This is a genomic window from Symbiopectobacterium sp. (assembly GCF_047692315.1).
Taxonomy (GTDB): Bacteria; Pseudomonadota; Gammaproteobacteria; order Enterobacterales; family Enterobacteriaceae; genus Symbiopectobacterium.
Window position 1 is genome coordinate 422,561 of the sequence record NZ_JBLLJS010000012.1, and the last position, 23,742, is coordinate 446,302.

A 23,742-nucleotide genomic window follows, 5' to 3' on the forward strand; every position below is an offset into this window, starting at 1 on the left:
AGGTACGCCCCCATGAACCAGACGTTGGAATTACTCGAGGAACACCGGCTGTTTGGCGGTTGGCAGCAGCGCTACCGCCATACCTCAAGCAGCGTAAACGGGCCGATGACGTTCAGTATTTATCTGCCACCAACCGCCGATGATACGCCGCCACCGGTGCTCTATTGGTTATCCGGGCTGACATGCAATGATGAAAACTTCACTACCAAAGCCGGTGCGCAGCGCATTGCTGCCGAACTTGAGTTGGTGTTGGTCATGCCCGATACCAGCCCGCGGGGAGAAACGGTTGCCAACGATCCCGGTTACGACTTGGATCAGGGCGCAGAATTTTATGTGAACGCTACCGAAGCGCCTTGGGCGGCGCATTATCGCATGTTTGACTAATGTCAGCAGCGAGCTGCCTGCGCTGGTGCGAGAACATTTTAACGTCAGCGATCCTCAGTCCATCAGTGGACACTCGATGGGCGGCCACGGTGCGTTAATGCCGGCGCTGCGCCATCCCGAACGCTACCGTTCGGCTTCCGCATTTGCGCCTATCGTCAACCCGAGCGAGGTTCCCTGGGCGCGCAAAGCCTTTACCGCCTATCTGGGCACGGATGAAGCCACGTGGCGCGAATATGACAGTTGTTATCTGTTGTCGCAAACGTCAACTAAATTGCCTCTGCTGGTAGATCAAGGCGACAGCGATCAGTTTTTACCCGATCAACTGCAACCGGCTCGATTGGCACAGCGGGCGGAGGAGTTTGGTTGGCCGCTGACGTTGCGCACTCAGTCAGGGTATGATCACAGCTACTATTTTATCGCCAGCTTTATTGAAGACCATTTACGTTTTCACGCCAGCCACCTGAGCGCGTAACCGCACCACCCGATGAGGCAGGCCGCTTGATCTGCCTCATCTTTCACCTTGTGATCGACGTCACTCAAAACTGAAAATCGGCTATGACATCACGCTTTGATAGCGCTTTTTGAGATATCGCGTGCGGCAACAGATTGTTAAACTGTTTTTTTATCACACAATCGACAATCGATTTGGCAATGCAAGAGACTGTTTCAGGAACCTGTTTGCGTGAGCAAAATGTCTGAATTTCACGACGTCTAAACAGGGATTTTAACTTGGAGGTATTTGATTTATAACGTAAACGAGTGGCTTCAAGCGAACTGTTTTCTGTCGGTTATGATGAAGAGAAAAAACATCTGGAAGTCGAACTGCTGAACGGCAGCATCTATTTGTATAAAGGTGTCGCAAGGATGATCTATGAAGAGTTACTGTCCAGCACGACAAAGTACGCTACTACACGCGCTACATTAAGAGCTCATTTTCCCTTCGACAAACTGCAATAACAACGCACGCACCTTATGGGTAGCGGGCCAACCCTGGCCCGCTGCGCTGTGTCATCTGATAAATACGTCTTCGACAGACACTACAGTCTTTGCTGCTGCACAAACTCATCGATATTTGCGATGGTTTTTTCCATCAGCACTTGCAGGGCAGAGCCGGATTACTAGGAAATATTCATGTTAATCAATGACTTGTGCATGATTTTCGCCGCTTTCATCAGCGGGTTATCCAACGCAGGCGGCTCTTGCGTCAATCCATCCAGTGCAGCCCCGGCAATACGATGCTGCTGTAATACCGTCAGCAAAGCGGGCTCATCAATCAACGCACCGCGCGCAGTATTGATAATGAATGCCGAAGGTTTGCACAGTGCCAGAGTCTGCGCATTAATCAAACCTCGGGTATCCTACGTCAGAGGGCAATGCAGAGTAATGACATCGGCCGTTTGCATCACTTGTTCGAACGGCAAGTAGCCAGGCCGACACTGCGCCGCGCCGTTCAGCAAACAGGACTTTCATTCCCACTTCACTGGCCAATCGCGCCACTTCTTGCCCTATCGCACCGGAACCGACTATGCCGAGCGTTGAGCCTGCGATATCTTTAACGGGATGATCGAAGTAGCAAAACTGATTCTGCCCGGCCCAACGGTCGCTCAGCTGATCGCGATACCAGCCCATCAGGCTGTGCTTGAGAGAAAATATCATGGCTATCACGTGCTCAGCGACCGATTGCGTCGAATAGGCAGGAACGTTGCGCACCGCAATGCCTAACTCTTGCGCCGTCACAACATCAATATTATTCACACCGGTCGCGGTAACCGCGATCAGTTTTAACGCGGGCAGCGCTTGCAGAGTCTCACGCGTCAGCACCACTTTATTAGTGATAATAACCTCACACCCTTGCGCACGTTCCACCACTAGCTCCGGCGGCGTATAGCTGTATTCGACCCATTCGTGTTGACATTGTGGTCTGCGAAAAAAATGCTTTTTCCAGAAAATGGTTTCAGGCAATGCCCCTTTATCCAGGAAAGTGATTTTCAACATGATGTCAGCCCCGAGAGTTATCATTGTGATTTATTCGATGATAATAACAAACATTAAAAACGACAATGAATACTGTTTGTTACGCAATGAAGGTTAATTTTTTTCATGTTGCCATCATATATCGCCACTCAAAACTTTTTTTACTTTAAATAAATAGAGCGCTTTGTTAGCAATAACTGGCAGCAATGTTAATTTTCACATCAAGTTAACTGCAATTAATATCGAGTTTATTAACATTCACCTTTGCGACTTATGCTGCCCAGAGACACTCTTCGGCTCGCTTTATAATGAATAAATTTCATATAGTTATGTGAATAAACCATTTAACCTCCCCTTATACACTATTGTAGAAAAGGATGAGGGATATACTGAATTATGGCATAAGACGAGCGTTTCTTTTACGCGTTGCGAATTAACCTCGTAACAGCCTTATTTTATAGAATAATATTGTCATAAAAAACGCCATTGGCAACGGGTTACCAATGGCGCTGTCTTATCAACGATATCGTCGGTTATTTGTGAAAATCAGGGAAAGTCATTTCCTCATATTTCACAAAACGCGTTCCACGAGAAAGCTTATAACCGAACCAAATCAGCAGAAATAATGGAATACCAATATACGTTGCCGTAACACCATACCAGTCAATTTTATCCTGCAAAAAGACTTGATAGTTCTGGCCCAACGTGATCAACAGGCACAGCGCGAACGCAAAGATGGGACCAACCGGGAAGAACCCCGACCGGTAAGGCAGCGCATTCAAATCAAGCCCATGGTGCACATAACCACGACGGAAGCGGTAATGGCTGATCGCAATTCCCAACCAGGCAATGAAACCGGTCATGCCAGAGGTATTCAGTAACCAGAGATAGACCGTTTGGTTACCGAACATAGAGGTCAGGAAGCAGAGCCCCGCCACAACGGTAGTCGCATAGAGTGCATTACGCGGCACGCCGCCTTTGGAGAGTTTAGCAAACATGCGCGGCGCTTTGCCTTCCTGCGCCAAAGTAAAGAGCATACGCGTTGAGGCGTACATCCCCGAGTTACCCGCAGAGAGCACTGCGGTCAGGATTACCGCATTCATTACGGCCGCAGCCGACAGCAGCCCGGCATTCTGGAAGACCAGCGTAAACGGACTGACGGTAATGTCTTTTACATCATTACGCAGCAAGTTTGGATCGGTATAGGGAATGATCAGGCTGATAATCAGGATAGCAAAAATGTAAAACAGCAAGATACGCCAGAAAACCTGACGGATTGCACGCGGTATATTCTGCGCCGGATCTTTGGATTCCCCAGCCGCCACGCCGATAAGTTCGGTACCCTGAAAGGAGAAACCGACGATCATCGCCACACCAATCATGGCAGAGAAGCCGCCCGCAAAGAGCGCCTCTCCAATCTGCCAGTTGTGCCATCCCGCGTTCTCAGCACCGCGCAGGATGCCAACAATCATCAATACACCGACAGAGATGAACACCACCACGGTGACCACTTTGATCAGTGAGAACCAGTATTCTGCTTCACCAAAGCCTTTTACCGAGATGTAGTTGAGCAGGAACATCAGCACCAGAAACAGGGAGCTCCAGATCCAACCGGAAACCTCTGGGAACCAATAGCCCATCACCAACTGTGCTGCGACCAGATCGACGGCGATAGTCACCGCCCAGTTGTACCAGTAGTTCCATCCCAATGCGAAGCCAAAGCCCTCTTCAACGTATTTGGCACCGTACGTGGAAAACGATCCTGACACCGGCATAAACGCTGCCAGCACGCCCAGACTGGTCATCAAAAAATAGACCATCAACCCAATCAGCGCATAAGAGAGCAGTGCCCCACCCGGCCCGGCCTGGGAAACCGTGGTGCCCGAAGCCACAAACAGACCGGTACCGATGGAGCCACCAATGGCAATCATGGTGAGATGCCGCGCTTTAAGCTCACGACGCAGCGTTGGCGCGCCCTGAGGTGTGTTATGTAATTCTTGCTGAGCCATAATATCCTGCGCTCTATCTAAAAATGAGGCGGGATTGTAGCAAATCGCTTTCTACAGAAGCGCTATGATTCTCGTGTTATAAGAGACCTTCATAACTACCGGGCAATCATTAGAAATAAGAAAGTCAGATGGCAGACATAAACGCTACTCAGCAAGCTGGCAATATTCCAGGAAGCGCTGCAACACGTTGGAGAGGTGTTTTTGCCGATGGTGCGCCAAATAGAGTGTGCGCATCAGGCGCGGCTGCGCCAACTGCAATTCCACCAGCGTGCCGGCAGCAAGCTGATCGGCAATAACACGGCGCGACAAGCAGCTGATACCGATGCCGTGCCGTACTGCATGTTTAATCGCTTCCGAGTTCCCCAGCTCCATCACCAGTTTGAAATGAGGCAACTGTGCCAATAGCTGGTGATCCAGAACTTCCCGCGTACCCGAACCACGTTCGCGCAGGATCCAGGGGACTTCGGCCAGCATAGGGGCAGTGAGCGTCTGCTGAGCGGGAGGATTATCGGGGGCGCAAAACGCAACCAGTTCATCTTCCAGCCAGGGCTGCGTCACCAGATCCGGGTGGTGGCATGGACCTTCGATAAAACCGAGGTCGACGCTAAACTCCGCTACCGCCGTCACCACATCCTGCGTATTTCCCACATGCAGCTCGAAAGGACATAGAGGGAAAATCACGCCGATAGCGCGCCATCATGGCAGGCAGCAGATAGTTACCAATGGTACTGCTGGCGTATACCCGCAACGCACCATTCTCCTGCTGGAACATTTTTTCTATCTCCAACGATTGTTCCAGAATGGCCAGCGCTTTGGGGTAAAGCAATCGCCCATGCTCATTCACCACCAATCGCTTGCCGACGCGGTCGAACAGCTGTACGCCCAGTTGCGCTTCTAAATCCGACAACGCTGCGCTCACGGCAGACTGAGAAAGGGCCAACATAACGGACGCTTGTGTTGTCGATCCGCTTTTCAAGACCTCGGCAAAAACTTCAAGTTGTCTCAACGTGATGTGCATCGTTAGCCCTTACCAGAAATAGCAATAGGTTATAAGCATATAATCAATTTCTCTTTTAATGCCACTCATCATAGGCTATGTCCCAGGCAAGATAGACTTCAAACAGGTAATAAAATGGCATCTCTTTTTATCATTCAAGGCAATAAACTGCGCCATCCTCTTTTAAGCAAGCTCCCTGGCCTTCTTTTTATTGCTCTTATCACTTTCGGCTTTCTTCAACTGGCCGCCCTTCCCCCGTTTGCGCGCCTGGGGTTGGGGTCACTCACGCTTGCCATGGTGGGCGGCGCGTTGCTTGGCAACACCCTTTATCCATGCCTGCAGCGCTACTGCGATGATGGCGTGAATTGGTCAAAGCATCACCTGCTGCGTTTGGGCATTGTGCTTTACGGCTTTCGCCTTAGCCTGCAACACATTGCCTCACTGGGCATAAGCGGGCTTGTCATCGACGCGCTGGTGCTGACCTCCACCTTTCTTCTTGCCTGTTATCTGGGTAAAACTCTGCTCGGCCTTGATGACAAGACAGTGTATCTCATCGGCGCAGGCAGCAGCATCTGCGGCGCAGCGGAGGTGTTGGCCACCGCTCCCACAGTAAAGGCCGAGGGGGACAGCGTTGCGATTGCCGTCGCCACCGTTGTCATCTTCGGCACTCTCGCCATGTTTCTTTATCCTTGTCTCTATCATCTTGCCGTGACTGGCGACTATTTACGCGTTTCGCCACAAATCTTCGGTGTTTACATTGGTTCGACCGTACATGAAGTGGCCCAGGTTGTAGCAGCAGGGCACAGCATTTCACCGGAGGTAGAAAACACCGCTGTGATTGGCAAGATGTTACGCGTCATGCTGCTGGCTCCTTTTCTCATGGTATTAGGGGGATTTTTGCAACGCCGCCCTTGCAGCAGTGAAACAGAAAAAACGCCGATGGCCTTCCCCTGGTTTGCCGTGGGTTTTATCGCCGTTGCCGGGTTCAATTCGCTCCAGTGGCTACCTGACACCTGGTTAACCGTGCTTAATCAAATCGATAACCTGCCGCTAGCCATGGGCGCATTGGGTGTGACCACTCGCATCAGCGCTGTGCGTCGTGCGGGAGCCAAGCCGCTGCTGCTGACATTATTGCTGTTTATCTGGCTGATCGTCGGCGGTGCAGGCATCAACCTTGGCGTCACCGCCCTGTTAGGGTGAGTAAACAATTTCTGCGCGCTGGTCCGTTAGCATGATGTTACCCTTTTTTGGCCGAGTGATAACGTTTGGTTAATAACAGTGGCATACTGTGCGCCAGACCAAAAGGAGAACAGCATGAAATATGTAGGCGCACACGTCAGCGCTGCCGGCGGCGTGGATCAGGCGGTCATCAGAGCCCACGAACTCAAGGCAACCGCATTTGCCTTGTTCACCAAAAATCAGCGCCAATGGCAGGCTGCACCGCTATCAGAAACCGTCATTGCGCAATTCAAGGCTGCCTGCCAGCAATATGGTTACCAACCCGGACAGATCCTCCCGCACGACAGCTATCTGATCAATCTCGGTTACCCAGACAGCGAGGCGTTGGAGAAATCGCGCAGCGCTTTTATTGACGAAATGGCGCGCTGTCAGCAGTTAGGGTTGTCACTGCTTAACTTTCACCCCGGCAGCCATTTAAAACAGATTGATGAGCGCGATTGTCTGGCACGGATTGCCGAGTCGATCAACCTGGCTCTCGACGCGACGCAAGGTGTGACGGCAGTGATCGAAAACACGGCAGGCCAAGGCACTAATCTGGGATACTGCTTCGAGCATCTGGCGGCCATTATTGACGGCGTTGAAGATAAAACCCGCGTCGGCGTTTGCATTGATACTTGCCACGCCTTTGCTGGCGGTTACGATCTGCGCACCGAAACGGCCTGTGATGACACCTTTGCCCAGTTCGAGCGTATCGTTGGTTTGCGTTATCTGCGTGGCATGCACCTGAATGACGCCAAAAGCACGTTTAACAGCCGTGTCGATCGCCACCACAGTCTGGGGGCCGGAAACATCGGCTATGCACCCTTCCGCTATATTATGCGAGACCCACGCTTTGACGGCATTCCCCTGATTTTGGAAACCGTTGACCCCGATATCTGGGCAGAGGAAATTGCCTGGTTAAAAGCGCAAGCTGTATAAAAAAACGCCAGCGATAAAGCTGGCGTTTTAACACACGTCGTTGTGGATTACTGACGTATCACGCCGCTTTCACCAACTGTTCGTCAGGGCGTTTCAATACGGCATACAGCAAGCCAGCCACCGCCGTACCCGCCAGAATCGCAAACAGGTAGCCCAACACCGGCGTAATTGCACCCGGGATCAGCAGCACAAACAGCCCACCGTGTGGTGCCATCAAGTGTGCACCTACTGCCATCGACAGCGCACCGGTGATGGCTCCCCCCAGAATACAGCAGGGCAGTACACGCATCGGGTCCCGCGCAGCGTAAGGGATCGCCCCTTCAGAGATAAAGCACAGGCCGAGCACAAACGCTGCTTTGCCGCCTTCACGCTCAGAGGCGCTGAATTTCTTCGCCGCCACAACCGTGGCTAACCCCATTGCCAACGGCGGCACCATGCCTCCGACCATCACCGCAGCCATCGGCGCGTAAATCTGGCTACTGAGCAGAGTAGTACCAAACACGTAAGCCACTTTATTGACTGGCCCCCCCCATATCGGTACACATCATGCCACCAAGAATAGCCCCCAGAATCACGGCATTAGCTGTCCCCATGGATTGCAGCCAACTGGTCAAACCGGTCAGGATTTTCGCAACCGGCGTTCCTACCATGTAGATCATGATAAGACCGGTGATCAGTGTAGCCACCAACGGAATAATCAGTATCGGCTTAAGCGCAGACATGCTTTGCGGCAGCTTGACGTGATCGCTGAACGCTTTCGCGAGATAACCCGCCAGCACTGGCACCATCAGAGCGAAAGCGGAGCCTCCCCCGATCTTCATCAGGTGTGCAGCCAGCGTGCCTTCCTGCTTGAAGGCTTCGATGCCAAACACGAAAGAGAGCGCAATGCACAAGCCACCCGCCACCACCATCGGCAGCATATAGGACACACCTGTCAGCAGATGGCGATACGGCCCGGCCCCTCCTTTTTCTGCCCGGCTCTGCTTTGTGCCGAGCCACTTTGCGCTGTCGGCTGGTAAACCGTGGCTTCCGCCTGCGCTTTATCCAACTCCTGCGCCATTTTCTTCAACGCAAGGCCCGTTGAAGTGCGATACATTTTTTTGCCCGCAAACTTCGACAGATCCACTTCAATATCAGCTGCCACGATAACCAGATCGGCCTGCTCGACTTCTTCCGGCGTGATAGCGTTACCCGCGCCAACGGAACCGCGCGTTTCCACTTTCACCCACCAGCTGCATTTTTTCTCTTCTTGTTCAATATCTTCCGCTGCCATAAAGGTATGGGCTACACCGGTTGGGCATGCCGTCACTGCCACGATACGCGGTGCAGACGGTGCACTGACTGGCGTAGCCGCCGCGCTGAGCAGGTTTTTCACCAGGTGGCTTCTGGCAAGCCACAGTGATTTATCTATTATCAGCAGCGTTTTCATGATCTATCTCTTGCTGTTAGTGATTGAAGGGTTTCAGGTCGACACGCGCCATCATCGTGGCCAACTGAGGTCGATCGGTAATGCCAACATTGCTTTGACTTACGGCCAGCGCAGACACCGCCGTTGCCAGTCGTAAGGTGTGTTCACTCGACTCACGCATTAATAAGCCATAAATCAACCCGCCAACCATGGAGTCACCGGCACCCACGGTGCTGACGACATCACAGGCTGGTGGCTTGGCTAACCAGGCACCAGAGGAATTAACCCACAGAGCACCTTCCACCCCCAGCGAAATCACCACATGAGCGATACCTTGCTCGCGCAGCACATGGGCAGCGTCTACAACATCTTCCAGCGTAGGCAACTTGCGGCCAGCCCAGATCTCCAGCTCACGGCGGTTTGGTTTAACCAGCCAGGGGGCAGCTTTCAGCCCGGCCACCAGCGCTTCACGACTGCTGTCGAAAATAATGCAGGGGCATTGGGTACGCAGGCGCGACATCCAATCGGTGAAGGCATCTGGATCAACGCCATCTGGCAAGCTGCCGCTGACCGCAACCATATCGAACTGCCCTAACCAACTGAGCGAATCATTAACGAAACGCTGCCAATCTTGCTGCGTGACATCGAACCCGGAGAAGTTGAAATCTGTTACATCGCCTGACTTTTCCGTCAGCTTGACATTGATGCGCGTGCGGCCCGGCACAACCTGAAAACGGTTGGCAATGCCCAGTTCGCTGAACAATTGCTGAAAGCCGTCCTGGTTATCTTTGCCCAGAAATCCACCCGCCGTGACATCAATCCCGAGGTCTTTCAGCACTTTGGCAACATTAATACCTTTGCCTGCGGCGTGCAGACCCGCCATTTGCACCAGGTTGACTTCGCCCCGTTCAATTTCCGGGCAATATCCCACCAGGTCATACGCGGGATTCAGGGTAATGGTGGCAACTCGCCTGCTCATGCTGCGCCCTCTCCTAATCCAGAATTAATCGCTTCGCCAATCGCAGTCAGTGCTTGTTCAGCATCACCGCCCGCTGCGGTAAAGCGCAGCTTATGGCCCTTTTTAACGCCCAGCGCCACCACCTTCATCAGGCTGCGCCCATTGGCCGGTTTACCGGTGCCGTCAAGGCTGGTCACGGTGATTTCACTGGAGAATTGCTTGATAACATTCACCAACATGGTCCCCGGACGCGCGTGCAGCCCGTGTTCGTTACGAATGGTGTAATCCGCCGTCAGCACATCGCTTTCTTCGGGCACGTCACTGGTCAGCAATGCCAGCAGTGTGGCGGCATCAGCATTCAGCAAGCGTTCAGCTTTCTTAGTAATCAGCAGGTTGCTCAAATAATTAATGGGGGGAAATGCTTGTTCATCGGCTGCCGCCACCGTAATTAATAATGCAACTGGCTCGTCATAGGCCGTAAACGCGCTGGCCGGACGACTTACTGCAACCGCACTCTCCAGGTTGCCCTGCGCGTTATCGCTCAACCACACGCCTTGTCCCAGATAAAGCGGCTTCTGGCTCACTGCCGCGCTGACAAACCCGGCATCCACCGCGCCAATTTGCTGCAAGCGGCCCGCATTCAACGCCTGTAGCGTCAGCAGGCTGTCAGTCGCTACGTCCAATGCGATCAACGACGTATCAAAACGGAAATCCGTTCCTTGCTGTTCGCCCATCAGCAAACTGCGCAACTCTGCTGCTGACGTCGTTTTTGCCATACGTGCAGCAACATTTTCGTCGCTCAGTGCATGGGTCAGCTGACGCAACAGCGCCAGATGTTCATCTGACCGGGCAGCGATACCCAACACCACATAAGCCGTTTCCTCTCCCCAGGCAATTCCCTGAGGAAATTGAAATACCTGTACGCCGGTTTTGAGCACCAGGTCGCGCGTATCGGTCGTGCCGTGAGGGATAGCAATACCATTGCCGAGATACGTCGAGGTTTGCAGCTCACGCTGCAACATGCCATCGACGTAAGCCGGACTGACACACCCAGCATCAGCCAGTGCGGCCGCCACTTGTTGGATAGCCTCCTGCTTGTTGCTGGCAGTCGCCCCCATATGAATATCTTGCTGTGATAACTGGAACATAACGCTCCTCTCCGCCATTGTTGAATCGTTTCATCAAACAAGTGGGGACATAAGGCCACATATGGCAAACAATGCAAAAAAAGAATAACTGAAATGCTTCACTGAGTCTTGGCCTATCGCTGCTTTTATGCAAATATTCCACCGTATTGATGTGCTGAAATTTTGACACCACGCACATTTTAGTCGTTCAGCACGCTGAATTTACATTATAAAACCGTAATAGCTGAAGGCGTGCTGAAGCAAAAAAGATGAAACATCTTTTCAGATTAAGCAAAGCTCGCGTAGAATGCGCACGCAATGTTATCGCTGCTTACTATTTCTGGTTCAAACGGCGCCGAATCTCACCTTGCACATTTTGCACGCGCGTATCTTCCATACATGTTCTGATTAACAAACGCACTGCCTTAGATTTTTAATTATGTCTATATTGAACTACGTATTGCGGCGTCAGCCCGATCTGACATCCTCAGCATTTCTGATTATTGCCTTCCTGACCGGCATTGCCGGGGCATTGCAATTGCCGACGTTGAGCCTGTTTCTCTCGACCGAAGTGAAAGTGAACCCACTGATGGTAGGGCTCTACTACACGGGCAGTGCCGTGATTGGGATTGTGGTGATCCAGATGCTGGCGACCCGTTCTGACAGGCAAGGCGATCGTAAACGGTTGATCCTGCACTGTTGCATACTTGGGGCGTTGGGATGCGTGCTCTACGCCTGGAATCGTAATTACTTTATTTTGTTGATTGTCGGGGTCATCCTTTCTAGCTTCGGCTCGACCGCGAACCCACAACTGTTCGCGCTGGCGCGTGAGCACGCCGATCGCACCGGACGAGAAGCGGCGATGTTCAGTTTAGTAATGCGTGCCCGGATCTCCCTGTCCTGGGTCATCGGTCCTCCCGTTGCCTTTGCACTGGCGCTGGGTTTTGGCTTCCCGGTGATGTATCTCACTGCGGCGGTAGTGTTTCTGCTGTGCGGCGCGTTGGTCACCTTTCTGCTGCCCTCAATGCCGAAATCCGCGTTAAAAACAGAGACCACATTGGCATCGCCACATCAAAATCGACACGATACGCTGCTGCTGTTTTTTGCCTGCACTGCCATGTGGACCTGTAATGGGGTTTACCTGATAACCATGCCCCTGTATGTGGTCAATGCGTTGGGTCTATCCGAGAAATTGGCCGGGATCATGATGGGCACAGCGGCAGGGTTGGAAATCCCGGTCATGTTGATAGCAGGTTATATGGCCAAACGCGTCGGCAAACGCTTTTTAATGCGCATTGCCGTCGGTGCAGGCCTGCTGTTTTATGCTGGGCTGGTACTGTTTAGCGCAGAGTGGGCGCTGTTAGGGTTGCAGTTTCTAAACGCTATTTTTATTGGCATTTTGGCCGGTATTGGCATGCTCTACTTCCAGGATTTAATGCCAGGACAAGCAGGCACAGCCACTACGCTATTTACCAATACCACCCGCGTTGGCTGGATCATTTCTGGTTCACTGGCTGGCGGTCGTGGCACAATGTTGGGGTTATCACGCAGTCTTCTTTATTTCCCTGCTGATGAGTGTGGGGGCGGGTGACTGTATGTGGAAAATCAAGGATGCCTGAGCCAAATGGCACTTCTAGGGTGCCGTTTCAGCCTCCAGATGCAATAGATAAACCAACGCCTCATCGCGGCATGTACCGCACATCTCCACCTGCGGTTGCAGTGTCGCGCATACCGCAGGTCGCAGAGGAGACCCAAACAGACCACAGCGAAACGCGGCATCGAGATGCAGGCAGCGCACATTCGCAGGTTTTCCCTCCGGCATTCCGGGCAGCGGACTGGATATTGACGGGGCGATACAGCAGGCACCACAGCCTGAACGACATTCCATCATACTTTTCTCTTAACGGGCTCTCGCAAGGCGGGTTGACGACTTTTCCAGCGTAGCAAATCTGTTCAATAGAGTCAGCTTAATGTAGACAATTTCACCAGTCTCCCACCATTTATCATCATAACCGTTGGCTATTTCACGTTTCATCGACAGATTGGCAATTTACTTAGTCATAAGTTTTCGCATCATTAAACTAGTACAATAACTTTTTCAATGGATTTGCAATGTCAGCCGACGTTTTCCCGCTTTCCCGCTCTCGTTCTGCCTTCGGCGGTGCCATGATCATCGCTGGCACCGCCGTGGGGGCAGGAATGTTTTCCATTCCGATTGTCACCGCCGGTGTCTGGTTTAGCGGCTCCGTGTTGCTGCTGGCCGTCACCTGGTTTTGCATGTACGCCTCAGGGTTGATGATTCTGGAAACCAATCTGCACTACCCTGCTGGCGCCAGCTTTCACACTATAGTGAAAGATCTGCTCGGTAAGCACTGGAACACCCTCAACGGTCTGTCAGTGGCCTTTGTACTTTATATCCTGACTTATGCCTATATCTCTGCAGGCGGTTCGATTATCACGCATACGCTGGCAGAGATTTTTCCCGTGGGGCAAGCCACGTCAGGGTTTCTGTTTCCTCTGCTGGTTGCCTTTATCGTCTGTCTCTCCACGCGCGCCGTGGACAGACTGAGCACAATTCTGATTGGCGGCATGGTGATTACGTTCATACTGGCAGTCAGCGATCTGTTCACCCAGGTCAGTCATTCCCGATTGCTGATGAGCGCGCCCGCCGATGCGCCCTATCTTCCGTACGCGCTAGCGGCTCTGCCTTACCTGCTGGCTTCTTTTGGCTATCATGGCAATGTACCCGGTTTGGTGAAGTACTATCAGAAAGATGGCCGCACCGTTGTGCGCAGCCTGCTGTACGGTACGCTACTCTCTCTGGCAATCTATTTGCTGTGGCAGTATGTGATTCAGGGCAATATTCCACGTGAAGGGTTTAAAGCTGTGGTTGCCGAAGGGGGCAATATTGGTAATTTACTTCAGCATATGGGCAGTGCCGCGCAAAACACTTACCTGATGCCCCTGCTGAACGCCTTCTCTTAATTATGGCATTGGCCAGTTCGTTCCTCGGCGTCTCGCTGGGGCTGTTTGATTATGTTCACGACTCTTTTGCACTGACAGACTCGTCCCGAGGCAGAACACAGGCCGCCTGCATCACCTTTATTCCCCCCACGCTTGCCGCTTTGCTTTATCCTGATGGTTTTCTGTACGCAATCGGCTTCGCCGGGCTGGCGGCAACGCTATGGGCAGTTATCATCCCCGCCTGTATGGTAATGGCAGCTCGCAAGCGCTTCACGCATAAAGACAGCATAACCTATCGAGCACCGGGTGGACGTTGGCTGGTGGTTATCGTCCTGGTATTTGGCATCGTTAACATGGTTGCACATCTGCTTACGCTATTAGGCGCTCTACCGGTTTACGCCTGACAGATCGGGGATAAAATAGAATGACAGTGATGAATGCGCGCGGATAATAAAATGCCGCTTGCCTGAATTCAGCGGCACGAGTAACGTGTCGCCACAAAAATGTCTTTTTCTTTATTACAGGGTTTTTTCATGGCAAGAGCGAACGAAATCAAACGTGGCATGGTGATCAATTACGGTGGCAAGTTGCTGTTGGTGAAGGATGTTGATATCCAAAGCCCCAGCGCTCGCGGTGCCAGCACGTTGTACAAAATGCGTTTCTCCGATGTGCGTACCGGCCTGAAGGTCGAAGAGCGTTTCAAAGGTGACGACATTCTCGATACCATCACCCTGACACGTCGCTTTGTCACTTTCTCCTACGTGGACGGTGATGAGTACGTCTTTATGGATGACGAAGATTACACGCCGTATATCTTCAAAAAAGAGCAGATTGAAGACGAACTGCTGTTTTTACCTGAAGATGGCATGCCAAACATTCAGGTGCTGACCTGGGATGGCCAGATTCTGGCGCTGGAACTGCCGCAAACGGTTGATTTGGAAATCGTCGAAACGGCACCGGGTATCAAAGGTGCGTCGGCCAGAGCCCGCAACAAACCCGCCACCATGAGCACCGGCCTGGTGGTTCAGGTGCCCGAATATCTGAGCGCCGGCGAAAAAATTCGCATTCATATCCCTGAGCGCCGCTATATGGGCCGTGCCGATTAAGCCTCCCTCACGCGCCGGTCATTGACTGGCGCGCTTCTCTCCTTTCCCCGTTCACCTTTCATTTCCCGAGTCCGATGTGTTAACCAAAGTAAACCTCATTACTGGCTTTCTGGGCAGCGGTAAAACCACCACCATTCGTCACCTTCTGACACAAAAACCCGAAGATGAAGTCTGGGCGGCGCTGGTCAATGAATTTGGTGAAATCGGGATTGACGGCGCGCTGTTGTCCGACAGAGGCGCGGTACTCAAAGAGATCCCCGGCGGTTGCATGTGCTGCGTAAACGGCTTGCCGATGCAGATTGGCCTGAACATGCTGCTGCAACAAAAGAAACCGCACCGTTTACTGATCGAACCGACCGAACTGGGACATCCCAAACAGATCCTTGAGTTGCTCACCGCAGAAAGTTACCGGCCCTGGCTCAGTTTACAGGCTTCGCTCTGCCTGCTAGATGCGCGGCAGTTACAGGATCAACGTTACACTGAAAACGAAAACTTCCGCGATCAATTAGCTGCGGCAGATATTATTATTGCCAACAAACAGGATACCTACAGCACAGACGACCTCGCCGCATTACAACGCTGGCAGCAGGAAGAAGCGGGTGATCGCCCTATAATTAGCGCTACACAGGGCAAAATAGATCTGTCACTGCTTGATGAACCGCGCCGCAATACGCGCGAACTCCCCCATGGCGCACATCACCACGTCCACGCCTCGGAACGCGGATTGGCCGCGTTGCGCCTGCCCGGCGGCGAACCCTGGCGACGCGCGCTCAACGAAGGGCAAGACTACTTTGCCTGCGGCTGGATTTTCTCCCCAGAAACCCAGTTCTCCACTGCTACGTTGTTGGATTGGGTTCGGCTGACGCCAGTCGATCGCATTAAAGATGTCATGCGCATTCCCGAAGGTACATTGATTATCAATCGGCAGGGCTTGGATCTGCATATTGAAACCAAACCGCTTCCCCCTCTGGACAGTCGTATTGAGCTGATTCACACTGAGCCGGCACCGTGGAACCAGTTCCAAAGCCAGCCGTTGATCTCTCGTTTAAGTTTACAGGAATGGGATGAAAGTGTTTTTTATTAATATTTTTAGTTAGTTGCATGTCACAACGTCAGTTTTTTGCCATTCTGCTGCTCAACGTAGTAGGTGTGGTGCTGTTTCTTTCCTGGTATCTTCCTACTAAATCACGGATTCTGGTTTACCCTCGACAGTGCCATTTTCTTCTATTTTAATCAGCACCTTGCGGCCAGCTCAGTCTTACTGTATACGGTCGCCATCACGAATAACCGCGCTTTCGATGCCTGCGCGCTGCTGGCGATGGGGCTGCTTTATCTCTACCATTATCGACGCGCGGATAGCGCCGAACGTTAGCGTCTGCTGGTCATGGTTGTGGTGATGCTGATCACTGCCGTGGTGCTGAATCAATTGGACCATCTGCTGCCAGTGCAACACGCCAGCCCCACCTATTACTTTAGTGATATCAAGCGGGTTGGCGAGCTAACTGGCTGGCCGACCAAAGATGCTTCACGAGACAGTTTCCCCGGCGATCACGGAATGATGCTGATGATATTTTCCGCGCCGCTCATTTTTGATCTCATTGGCTATCCTGATTATTTTCGCCACTCCGCGCGTGATGATCGGCGCCCATTGGTTTACCGACATTGCCGTGGGCTCACTGTCTGTGGTTTTAGTCGCGTTAAGCTGGTGGCTGATCTCCCCTGCCAGTGACGCAATGATTAATTTTTTGCACCGTTCATTACCTGAACGTTATCGTCGCTAAAAGCCGCTTGCTCGCGCAGCTGACTCTCAAACACGCCGACACCTTAGCGCTAACCCGAGGGTGTCGGGCTGTCATCCTGATGTCATCTATTTTTGTTAAGTTAACCCTCTTTTTTTCGGATAAATCTCATCCGCAAATTTACGATTTATTACATCATTAATTCTTATAAAGAATTTCCATAAAAAGGCTCGCAATCGCCGGAGTGTTAGGGTAGTCTCGGTAAAGTTTGAGTTTTACCGAACGCGGTTATCCTCGGAATGGAAGAAATTATGTGCGATTCCACACAGTTTCATCCTCAAGTGGTTGGTCCAGGTAAAACTCTGTTTTAGTCTGACTCTCGTTTCGGCGTTTATATATGGCGTAGTTGCATACATGACGATGGTGGTCGTTAAGAAAATCAAGGGAACATAACGATAATGGTCAAATCTCAACCGAGCCTGAGATATATCTGGCGGGCAATTCCCGCGATGGCACTGGCGCTATCTGCTTGTACAAATACCGGATCTCATCAAGCACAAACTGATCGTCCTGCAATAAATGATAAAGACAGTCTTTTATTGCAGGCCTCTCAGGACGAATTTGAAGCCATGGTGCGCAAGCTGGATATCAAATCCAAACTGATGGATCAATATACCAGTTGGAAGGGTGTGCGTTACCGTTTAGGCGGTGACAGCCGCAAAGGTATTGATTGTTCTGCCTTTGTACAGCGTACCTTCCGTGAACAGTTTGGCATGGAGTTGCCGCGTTCGACGTATGAACAGCAGGAAACAGGCACGCAAGTGCAACGTAGCAAGCTTCGTCCCGGCGATTTAGTGCTGTTCCGTGCGGGTTCGACTGGTCGTCACGTTGGTATCTATATTGGTAATAATCAATTTGTTCATGCTTCCACCCGTGCAGGTGTCATGATTTCCAGCATGGACGAAGTCTACTGGAACAAACGTTATCAAGAAGGCCGTCGCGTTATCAGCAAAAGCGCGACCAGTTAACAGCTTGACCAGTTAGTCACATTTCCCTTGATGTGCGGAACGAAACGAAAAGAGAGCGCCGCTAATCAGCGGCGTTTTTTTCGTCCTGATTTTACTTTCTCCGCTCCCACTCACTTAAATCTGCAAGCCTCTATCGATGAAAAGATTCTCAACTATCTGATATATGGTAGGTTACGCGTAATTTTCATGGTAAAAAGGGACGGGCTTGTCTATTGCCCATAGGTGGCAATATCGGCTTCGCCTATATTCAAATAAAATCACCGCAACCTTGGTCTGAATGCAGGTCATTTGCACTGCTTTGCAGGAGAAACACAGCGCAATGCTAAAACGTGTGGCCACTCTGGCTTTGCTCGGTTCTCTCTGTTGGGGAGCCCTTGCCGAAACCATCCAACAAAACACCTCGTTCGCCTTGTTGGGTGAGCCTAAATATCCCGAGGGGTTTACGCATTTTGGTTACGTTAATCCAGACGTGCCTAAAGGGGGTAACATCACGCTCAGCGCCCTGGGAACCTACGACAATTTTAACCGTTTTGCTTTGCGCGGCGTGGCGGCTGAACGCACTGAGCGCCTGTACGATACGCTGTTTACCACATCAGATGATGAACCAGGCAGCTTTTACCCGCTGATTGCGTTGCATGCACGCCATTCCGACGATTTTCGCTGGATGGAAGTGGAACTGAATCCCAAAGCCACGTTTCACGATGCCTCACCGATTTTGGCCTCTGATGTGGCCTTCACCTTCAATATGTTTATGACACAGGGGGTCCCGCAGTTCCGTGTGGTGTACAAAGGGGCCACGGTAAAAGCCATCGGGCCGCGCACTGTTCGACTGGAATTGCCTGCGGCAGATAAAGAACGGCTATTAGGGCTTCTCACACTGCCCGTGATGCCCGAGAGTTTTTGGAAAAATCACAGTCTGGCAGACCCACTTTCCTCCCCCCCACCCGCCAGTGGTCCATATCGCATCACCTCATACCGCACCGGCCAATACGTCACGTATAAACGTGTACAAGACTATTGGGGCGCCGATCTGCCGGTCAATCGCGGCTTGAATAATTTCGACCAAATCCGTTACGACTACTATCTGGATGACAGCGTCGCGCTGGAAGCTTTCAAAGCGGGCGCTTTCGATCTGCGTGCTGAGGGATCACCCAAGCATTGGGCAACGCAGTATGAAGGCGGCAATTTTGCACGCGGTTATATCGTCAAACGCGATCAGGCAAATCAAGCAGCGCAAGAAACACGTTGGTTAGTGTTCAATATCCAGCGTCCGCTGTTTCAGGATCGCCGCATCCGGCAGGCCATCGGGCTCAACTTTGACTTTAACTGGATGAACAAGGCGTTCTATTACAACGCCTATCAGCGCGTCAACAGCCTGTTCCAATACACGGAATATGCAGCACAAGGCACGCCCAGCCCCGAAGAATTGAAATGGCTGGAGCCGCTCAGGGACAAAATACCGCCTGAAATCTTTGGCCCCAGTTTTCAATCACCGCAAAGCGATGGCAGTGGCTACGATCGTGTGCACTGGCAGCAGGCCTTGCGGTTACTTGAAGAAGCTGGCTGGGAATTGAAAAATCAGAAGCTGGTCAACCGCAAAACCGGGCAACCTTTTACCTTCGAACTGTTGCTACCCAGCGCGGCCAACGTACAGTACGTACTGCCGTTCCAGCAAAACCTCAAGCGCTTGGGTATCGACATGAAACTGCGCCTGATCGATAGCGCGCAGTTTACCAACCGCCTGCGCGCACGCGATTTTGATATGACCGCACGTCTGTATCCCGCAAGGATTTATCCCGATGGTAATCTAAAATTCGGCTTACATTCACAATATATCTATTCGACATACAACACGGCAGGCGTCAGCGATCCGGCCATTGATTTACTCATTGAACAAATCGATGCCCATCAAGGGAATAAGCCGGAATTGGTAGTCTTAGGGCGCGCGCTGGATCGGGTGGTGACCTGGAATCAGTTTATGATCCCCATGTGGTTTTCCAATTACGATCGCTACGCTTACTGGGATAAATTCGCCATGCCAGCGACCCGCCCCGCCTATACGCTGGGTCTGGACAGCTGGTGGTACGATGCACAGCGGGCGCAGTCTTTGCCGCCCGAACGCCGTTAAGGAGCCATGGTGGGAACCTATTTACTACGCCGACTTTTGCTGGTGATCCCCACGCTGTGGGCCATTATTACCATCAACTTTTTTATTGTGCAGATAGCCCCGGGTGGCCCGGTGGATCAAGCCATCGCCACCATTGAAATGGGCCAGGGCAGCGGGTTTGGGGCGAGTAATAGCATAGACGGTGCGATGGCGCGCAGTGGCGGCGGCGGAACGCTGACAGTAGAAAATGCCTACCGCGGCGCTCGCGGGTTGGACCCGGAGGTGATTGCAGAAATCACCAAACGCTACGGATTTGATAAGCCTATTCATGAGCGCTATCTCACGCTGCTGTGGAATTATGCCCGCTTTGATTTTGGCGACAGCCTGTTTCGCGGCTCCTCTGTGATGGAGCTTATCAAGCAGAGTATGCCGGTTTCTATCACACTGGGATTATGGAGCACGCTCATCATTTATCTGGTCTCTATTCCGCTTGGCATTAAAAAGGCGGTAAAGAGCGGCACACCGTTTGATACCTGGAGCAGCACGCTGATTATTATCGGCTACTCTATCCCGGCGTTCTTGTTCGCCATCTTGCTGATTGTGCTGTTTGCTGGCGGCAGCTATCTGGATTGGTTCCCGTTGCGCGGTCTGGTATCCAGCAACTTCGACACTCTGCCCTGGTACAGCAAAATCACTGATTACCTGTGGCACATCACTTTGCCCGTGCTGGCCACAGTGATTGGTGGTTTCGCAACGCTGACTATGCTGACCAAGAACTCGTTTATGGACGAGATTCGTAAGCAATATGTGGTCACCGCACGCGCCAAAGGGTTGGATGAAAACAGCATCCTCTACCGCCATGTGTTCCGCAACGCCATGCTGTTGGTGATCGCCGGGTTCCCGGCTACCTTTATCAGCATGTTTTTCACCGGTTCGCTGCTGATTGAAGTGATGTTCTCTCTCAACGGCCTGGGCCTGTTGGGTTATGATGCCACGCTGCAACGTGACTATCCGGTGATGTTTGGAACGCTATATATCTTCACGCTGATTGGTCTACTGCTGAATATTGTCAGCGACATGACGTATACGCTGGTTGATCCGCGCATTGATTTTGAGGGGCGCCAATGAGCCGACTGAGCCCAATCAACCAAGCGCGCTGGGCCCGTTTTCGCGCCAATCGTCGTGGCTACTGGTCACTGTGGATCTTTCTGGTGCTGTTTACCCTCAGCCTGTTCGCCGAACTGCTTGCTAACGATAAGCCATTACTGGTGCGCTACGACAACCGCTTCTATGCCCCGCTGCTGGTGAATTATTCTGAAACCACCTTTGGCGGCCAGTTTGCCACCACCACGGATTTTCGCGATCCCTACATTGCGGCTCGGATTGCAGAAAACGGCTGGAGCATTTGGCCGCCGATCCGTTATCGTTATGACACCATTAACTACAACTACGCCACTACCCAGTCATTCCCTTCCCCGCCTTCTGGGCAGAATTGGCTCGGCACCGACAGTCAAGGGAAAGATGTGGTGGCGCAAGTGCTGTACGGCTTTCGTATTTCCCTGCTGTTTGGGATTTCGCTGACGCTGCTCTCCAGCCTGATTGGCATTGTGGTAGGCGCAACGCAGGGCTATTACGGTGGAAAACTCGATTTATGGGGGCAGCGTTTTATCGAAGTATGGTCAGGCATGCCTACCCTGTTCCTGATTATCCTGCTGTCCAGCGTCATCCAGCCTGATTTCTGGTGGCTACTGGGCATCACGATCCTGTTTGGTTGGATGAGCCTGGTGGGCGTGGTGCGCGCCGAATTCTTACGCACCCGCAATTTTGACTATATTCGTGCCGCACAGGCAATGGGGGTGAGCGATCGAGTGATTATGCTACGCAGTATGCTGCCCAATGCCATGGTGGCGACCTTGACGTTCCTGCCATTTATTCTGTGCGGATCGATCACCACCCTGACATCCCTCGACTTCCTCGGCTTTGGGCTTCCCGTTGGCTCGCCCTCTCTGGGGGCGCTGCTGCTAGAGGGCAAAAACAACCTTCAGGCTCCGTGGCTTGGCATTACCGTATTCCTGGTGTTGGCAACGCTGTTGTCGTTACTGATTTTTATTGGCGAAGCCGTACGCGACGCTTTTGATCCCAGCAAGGCACATTGATATGACCCCAACTCCACTGTTACAGATTCAGGATCTTAGTATCGCTTTTCGTCAGGGCGAACAGGTGCATCAGGCCGTGGATTCGGTTTCCCTCAACGTTGAACGCGGTGAAACGCTGGCGCTGGTGGGTGAGTCCGGCTCAGGCAAGAGCGTTACCGCACTGTCGGTGCTGCGACTGCTGCCTTCGCCCCCCGTTATCTACCCTCAAGGGGATATCCTGTTTGACGGCAAATCACTGCTGCACGCACCAGAAACACGGTTACGTGAACTGCGCGGCAACCGTATCGCCATGATCTTTCAAGAACCGATGGTGTCACTGAATCCGCTACACAGCATTGAAAAACAGCTGATCGAGGTGTTGACATTGCACCGTGCAATGACACGCGACGTTGCGCGCAGTGAAGTACTCACCTGCCTGGATCGTGTGGGCATCCGTCAGGCGCCAACACGCCTGAAAGATTTCCCGCATCAACTGTCGGGCGGTGAACGCCAGCGGGTGATGATAGCGATGGCGTTGCTGATGCAGCCGGATCTGCTGATTGCCGATGAGCCGACCACCGCGCTGGATGTCACGGTGCAGGCGCAAATTCTCACCTTACTGCATGAACTCAAGCAGGAACTGGGCATGAGCCTGCTGTTTATCACCCACAATCTTAATATCGTCAAACAACTGGCAGACAAGGTTGCCGTCATGCAGGGTGGGCGCTGTGTGGAACAAAATCACTGCCACGATCTGTTTGCCGCTCCGCAGCACAGCTACACCCGGCAACTGCTGGATGCCGAGCCCTCAGGTTCAGCGTTGCCTTTGCCCGACAATACACCGACACTGTTGCGCGTAGAGCAGCTCTCCATTTCATTTCCCATCAAGCGCGGGCTATTACGGCGCACGGTAGCGGAAAAAACCGTCGTCAATGCGTTGAATTTCACCTTACGTCGCGGTGAAAGCCTGGGGCTGGTAGGAGAATCCGGTTCTGGCAAGAGCACCACCGGTCTGGCATTGCTACGACTCATCGCCTCGCGCGGTAACATTCTGTTTGATGAAAAACCGCTGCACCAATTCAATCGCCGACAAATGTTACCGCTGCGCAGTCAAATCCAGGTGGTGTTTCAGGATCCCAATTCATCATTGAATCCACGCCGCACGGCGCTGCAAATTATCGAAGAAGGGCTGGAGGTGCACCAAAAGATGAGTGCATCCGAGCGGGAACAGCGGGTTATCGATGTGATGCGCGAGGTCGGGCTCAATCCCGAATTTCGTCACCGCTACCCGTCAGAATTCTCCGGTGGACAACGGCAACGTATTGCTATTGCCAGGGCGCTGGTGCTTGAACCCGCGTTATTGATCCTCGACGAGCCAACATCGTCGCTGGACAGAACCGTGCAGGCGCAAATTCTGGCGTTGCTGAAAACATTACAGCAAAAACGCCATCTGGCTTATCTGTTCATTAGCCATGACCTACAGGTTGTGCGCGCGTTGTGCCATCAGGTTATCGTGTTACGCCAGGGCGAAGTGGTGGAACAAGGGCATTGTGAACAGGTATTCTCTGCACCGCAGAGCGCCTATACACAAGAACTGCTGCGCATGGCTACTCTGTAAAGGATAGGCGTCATGCCATTACCCTGGCATG

At 52.3% G+C, this 23,742-nt stretch carries 16 protein-coding genes and 6 pseudogenes; 14 read left to right on the top strand and 8 right to left on the bottom strand.

Features of this window, described 5'->3' with window-relative positions; genetic code table 11:
- Positions 1-12 precede the first annotated feature (12 nt).
- Together fghA and ACMZI0_RS06310 are read left to right on the top strand one after the other, a co-directional pair.
- Positions 13-856: pseudogene (fghA, locus tag ACMZI0_RS06305) on the top strand (S-formylglutathione hydrolase).
- A 287-nt stretch (positions 857-1,143) separates the two neighbouring features.
- On the top strand, positions 1,144-1,341 hold the full coding sequence (locus ACMZI0_RS06310; RefSeq protein ID WP_415672301.1) for a KTSC domain-containing protein: 198 nt from the start codon (positions 1,144-1,146) through the stop codon (positions 1,339-1,341).
- A 161-nt stretch (positions 1,342-1,502) separates the two neighbouring features.
- Here ACMZI0_RS06310 and ACMZI0_RS06315 read toward each other — a convergent pair whose 3' ends face one another.
- From ACMZI0_RS06315 to yieE, 4 genes and pseudogenes are all read right to left on the bottom strand, one after another.
- Positions 1,503-1,730 (bottom strand): NAD(P)-dependent oxidoreductase, encoded by a 228-nt coding sequence (locus tag ACMZI0_RS06315; protein ID WP_415672302.1) that lies wholly within the window; start codon positions 1,728-1,730, stop codon positions 1,503-1,505.
- Positions 1,723-2,379, bottom strand: a complete 657-nt coding sequence (locus ACMZI0_RS06320; RefSeq protein WP_415672303.1) for an NAD(P)-dependent oxidoreductase — start codon at positions 2,377-2,379, stop codon at positions 1,723-1,725. Before ACMZI0_RS06320 ends, ACMZI0_RS06315 begins: the two co-directional genes overlap by 8 nt.
- Positions 2,380-2,891: 512 nt before the next feature.
- On the bottom strand, positions 2,892-4,367 hold the full coding sequence (locus ACMZI0_RS06325) for an amino acid permease (RefSeq protein ID WP_415672304.1): 1,476 nt from the start codon (positions 4,365-4,367) through the stop codon (positions 2,892-2,894).
- A 144-nt stretch (positions 4,368-4,511) separates the two neighbouring features.
- Positions 4,512-5,385, bottom strand: a pseudogene (yieE, locus tag ACMZI0_RS06330) (DNA-binding transcriptional regulator YeiE).
- Positions 5,386-5,499: 114 nt separating this feature from the next.
- Here yieE and ACMZI0_RS06335 point away from each other — a divergent pair.
- Together ACMZI0_RS06335 and nfo are read left to right on the top strand one after the other, a co-directional pair.
- Complete coding sequence (locus ACMZI0_RS06335; RefSeq protein WP_415672305.1) at positions 5,500-6,564, top strand: YeiH family protein; 1,065 nt, start codon at positions 5,500-5,502, stop codon at positions 6,562-6,564.
- Between the two features lie 114 nt (positions 6,565-6,678).
- A complete protein-coding gene (gene nfo / locus ACMZI0_RS06340) occupies positions 6,679-7,521 on the top strand; it encodes a deoxyribonuclease IV (protein WP_415672306.1) in 843 nt (280 codons plus the stop codon).
- A gap of 58 nt (positions 7,522-7,579) precedes the next feature.
- On the opposite strand, the pseudogene ACMZI0_RS06345 reads toward nfo, so the two are convergent.
- The 3 genes and pseudogenes from ACMZI0_RS06345 to fruB all read right to left on the bottom strand — a co-directional run bounded on the left by ACMZI0_RS06345 (position 7,580) and on the right by fruB (position 11,035).
- Positions 7,580-8,950 (bottom strand): annotated as a pseudogene (locus ACMZI0_RS06345) (fructose-specific PTS transporter subunit EIIC).
- Positions 8,951-8,966: 16 nt separating this feature from the next.
- Positions 8,967-9,908, bottom strand: a complete 942-nt coding sequence (fruK, locus tag ACMZI0_RS06350) for a 1-phosphofructokinase (protein WP_415672307.1) — start codon at positions 9,906-9,908, stop codon at positions 8,967-8,969.
- Positions 9,905-11,035: a fused PTS fructose transporter subunit IIA/HPr protein gene (gene fruB / locus ACMZI0_RS06355; RefSeq protein WP_415672308.1), complete on the bottom strand. Its 1,131-nt coding sequence runs from the start codon at positions 11,033-11,035 to the stop codon at positions 9,905-9,907. The genes fruK and fruB overlap by 4 nt, the downstream gene beginning before the upstream one ends.
- A 418-nt stretch (positions 11,036-11,453) precedes the next feature.
- Between fruB and ACMZI0_RS06360 the strand changes: the two are divergent.
- A pseudogene (locus ACMZI0_RS06360) lies at positions 11,454-12,633 on the top strand (sugar efflux transporter).
- Positions 12,634-12,647: 14 nt separating this feature from the next.
- Here ACMZI0_RS06360 and ACMZI0_RS06365 read toward each other — a convergent pair.
- Entirely contained in the window at positions 12,648-12,902 is a 255-nt protein-coding gene (locus tag ACMZI0_RS06365) for a YkgJ family cysteine cluster protein (protein ID WP_415672367.1), read from the bottom strand.
- A gap of 224 nt (positions 12,903-13,126) precedes the next feature.
- Between ACMZI0_RS06365 and mtr the strand changes: the two are divergent.
- The 9 genes and pseudogenes from mtr to yejF all read left to right on the top strand — a co-directional run bounded on the left by mtr (position 13,127) and on the right by yejF (position 23,711).
- Positions 13,127-14,382 (top strand): annotated as a pseudogene (gene mtr / locus ACMZI0_RS06370) (tryptophan permease).
- Positions 14,383-14,511: 129 nt separating this feature from the next.
- A complete protein-coding gene (gene yeiP, locus ACMZI0_RS06375; RefSeq protein WP_415672309.1) occupies positions 14,512-15,084 on the top strand; it encodes an elongation factor P-like protein YeiP in 573 nt (190 codons plus the stop codon).
- A gap of 76 nt (positions 15,085-15,160) precedes the next feature.
- Positions 15,161-16,168, top strand: a complete 1,008-nt coding sequence (locus ACMZI0_RS06380; protein ID WP_415672310.1) for a CobW family GTP-binding protein — start codon at positions 15,161-15,163, stop codon at positions 16,166-16,168.
- A 17-nt stretch (positions 16,169-16,185) separates the two neighbouring features.
- Positions 16,186-16,865: pseudogene (locus ACMZI0_RS06385) on the top strand (hypothetical protein).
- A gap of 416 nt (positions 16,866-17,281) precedes the next feature.
- The gene (gene mepS / locus ACMZI0_RS06390) at positions 17,282-17,851 is read left to right on the top strand and encodes a bifunctional murein DD-endopeptidase/murein LD-carboxypeptidase (RefSeq protein WP_415672311.1); all 570 of its coding nucleotides are present in this window, start codon (positions 17,282-17,284) and stop codon (positions 17,849-17,851) included.
- A 319-nt stretch (positions 17,852-18,170) separates the two neighbouring features.
- A complete protein-coding gene (locus tag ACMZI0_RS06395) occupies positions 18,171-19,979 on the top strand; it encodes an extracellular solute-binding protein (RefSeq protein WP_415672312.1) in 1,809 nt (602 codons plus the stop codon).
- 9 nt (positions 19,980-19,988) lie between these two features.
- Positions 19,989-21,086: a microcin C ABC transporter permease YejB gene (locus ACMZI0_RS06400; RefSeq protein WP_415672368.1), complete on the top strand. Its 1,098-nt coding sequence runs from the start codon at positions 19,989-19,991 to the stop codon at positions 21,084-21,086.
- On the top strand, positions 21,083-22,114 hold the full coding sequence (locus ACMZI0_RS06405; protein WP_415672313.1) for an ABC transporter permease: 1,032 nt from the start codon (positions 21,083-21,085) through the stop codon (positions 22,112-22,114). The genes ACMZI0_RS06400 and ACMZI0_RS06405 overlap by 4 nt, the downstream gene beginning before the upstream one ends.
- A gap of 1 nt (position 22,115) precedes the next feature.
- Positions 22,116-23,711: a microcin C ABC transporter ATP-binding protein YejF gene (gene yejF / locus ACMZI0_RS06410; protein ID WP_415672314.1), complete on the top strand. Its 1,596-nt coding sequence runs from the start codon at positions 22,116-22,118 to the stop codon at positions 23,709-23,711.
- Positions 23,712-23,742 lie beyond the last annotated feature (31 nt).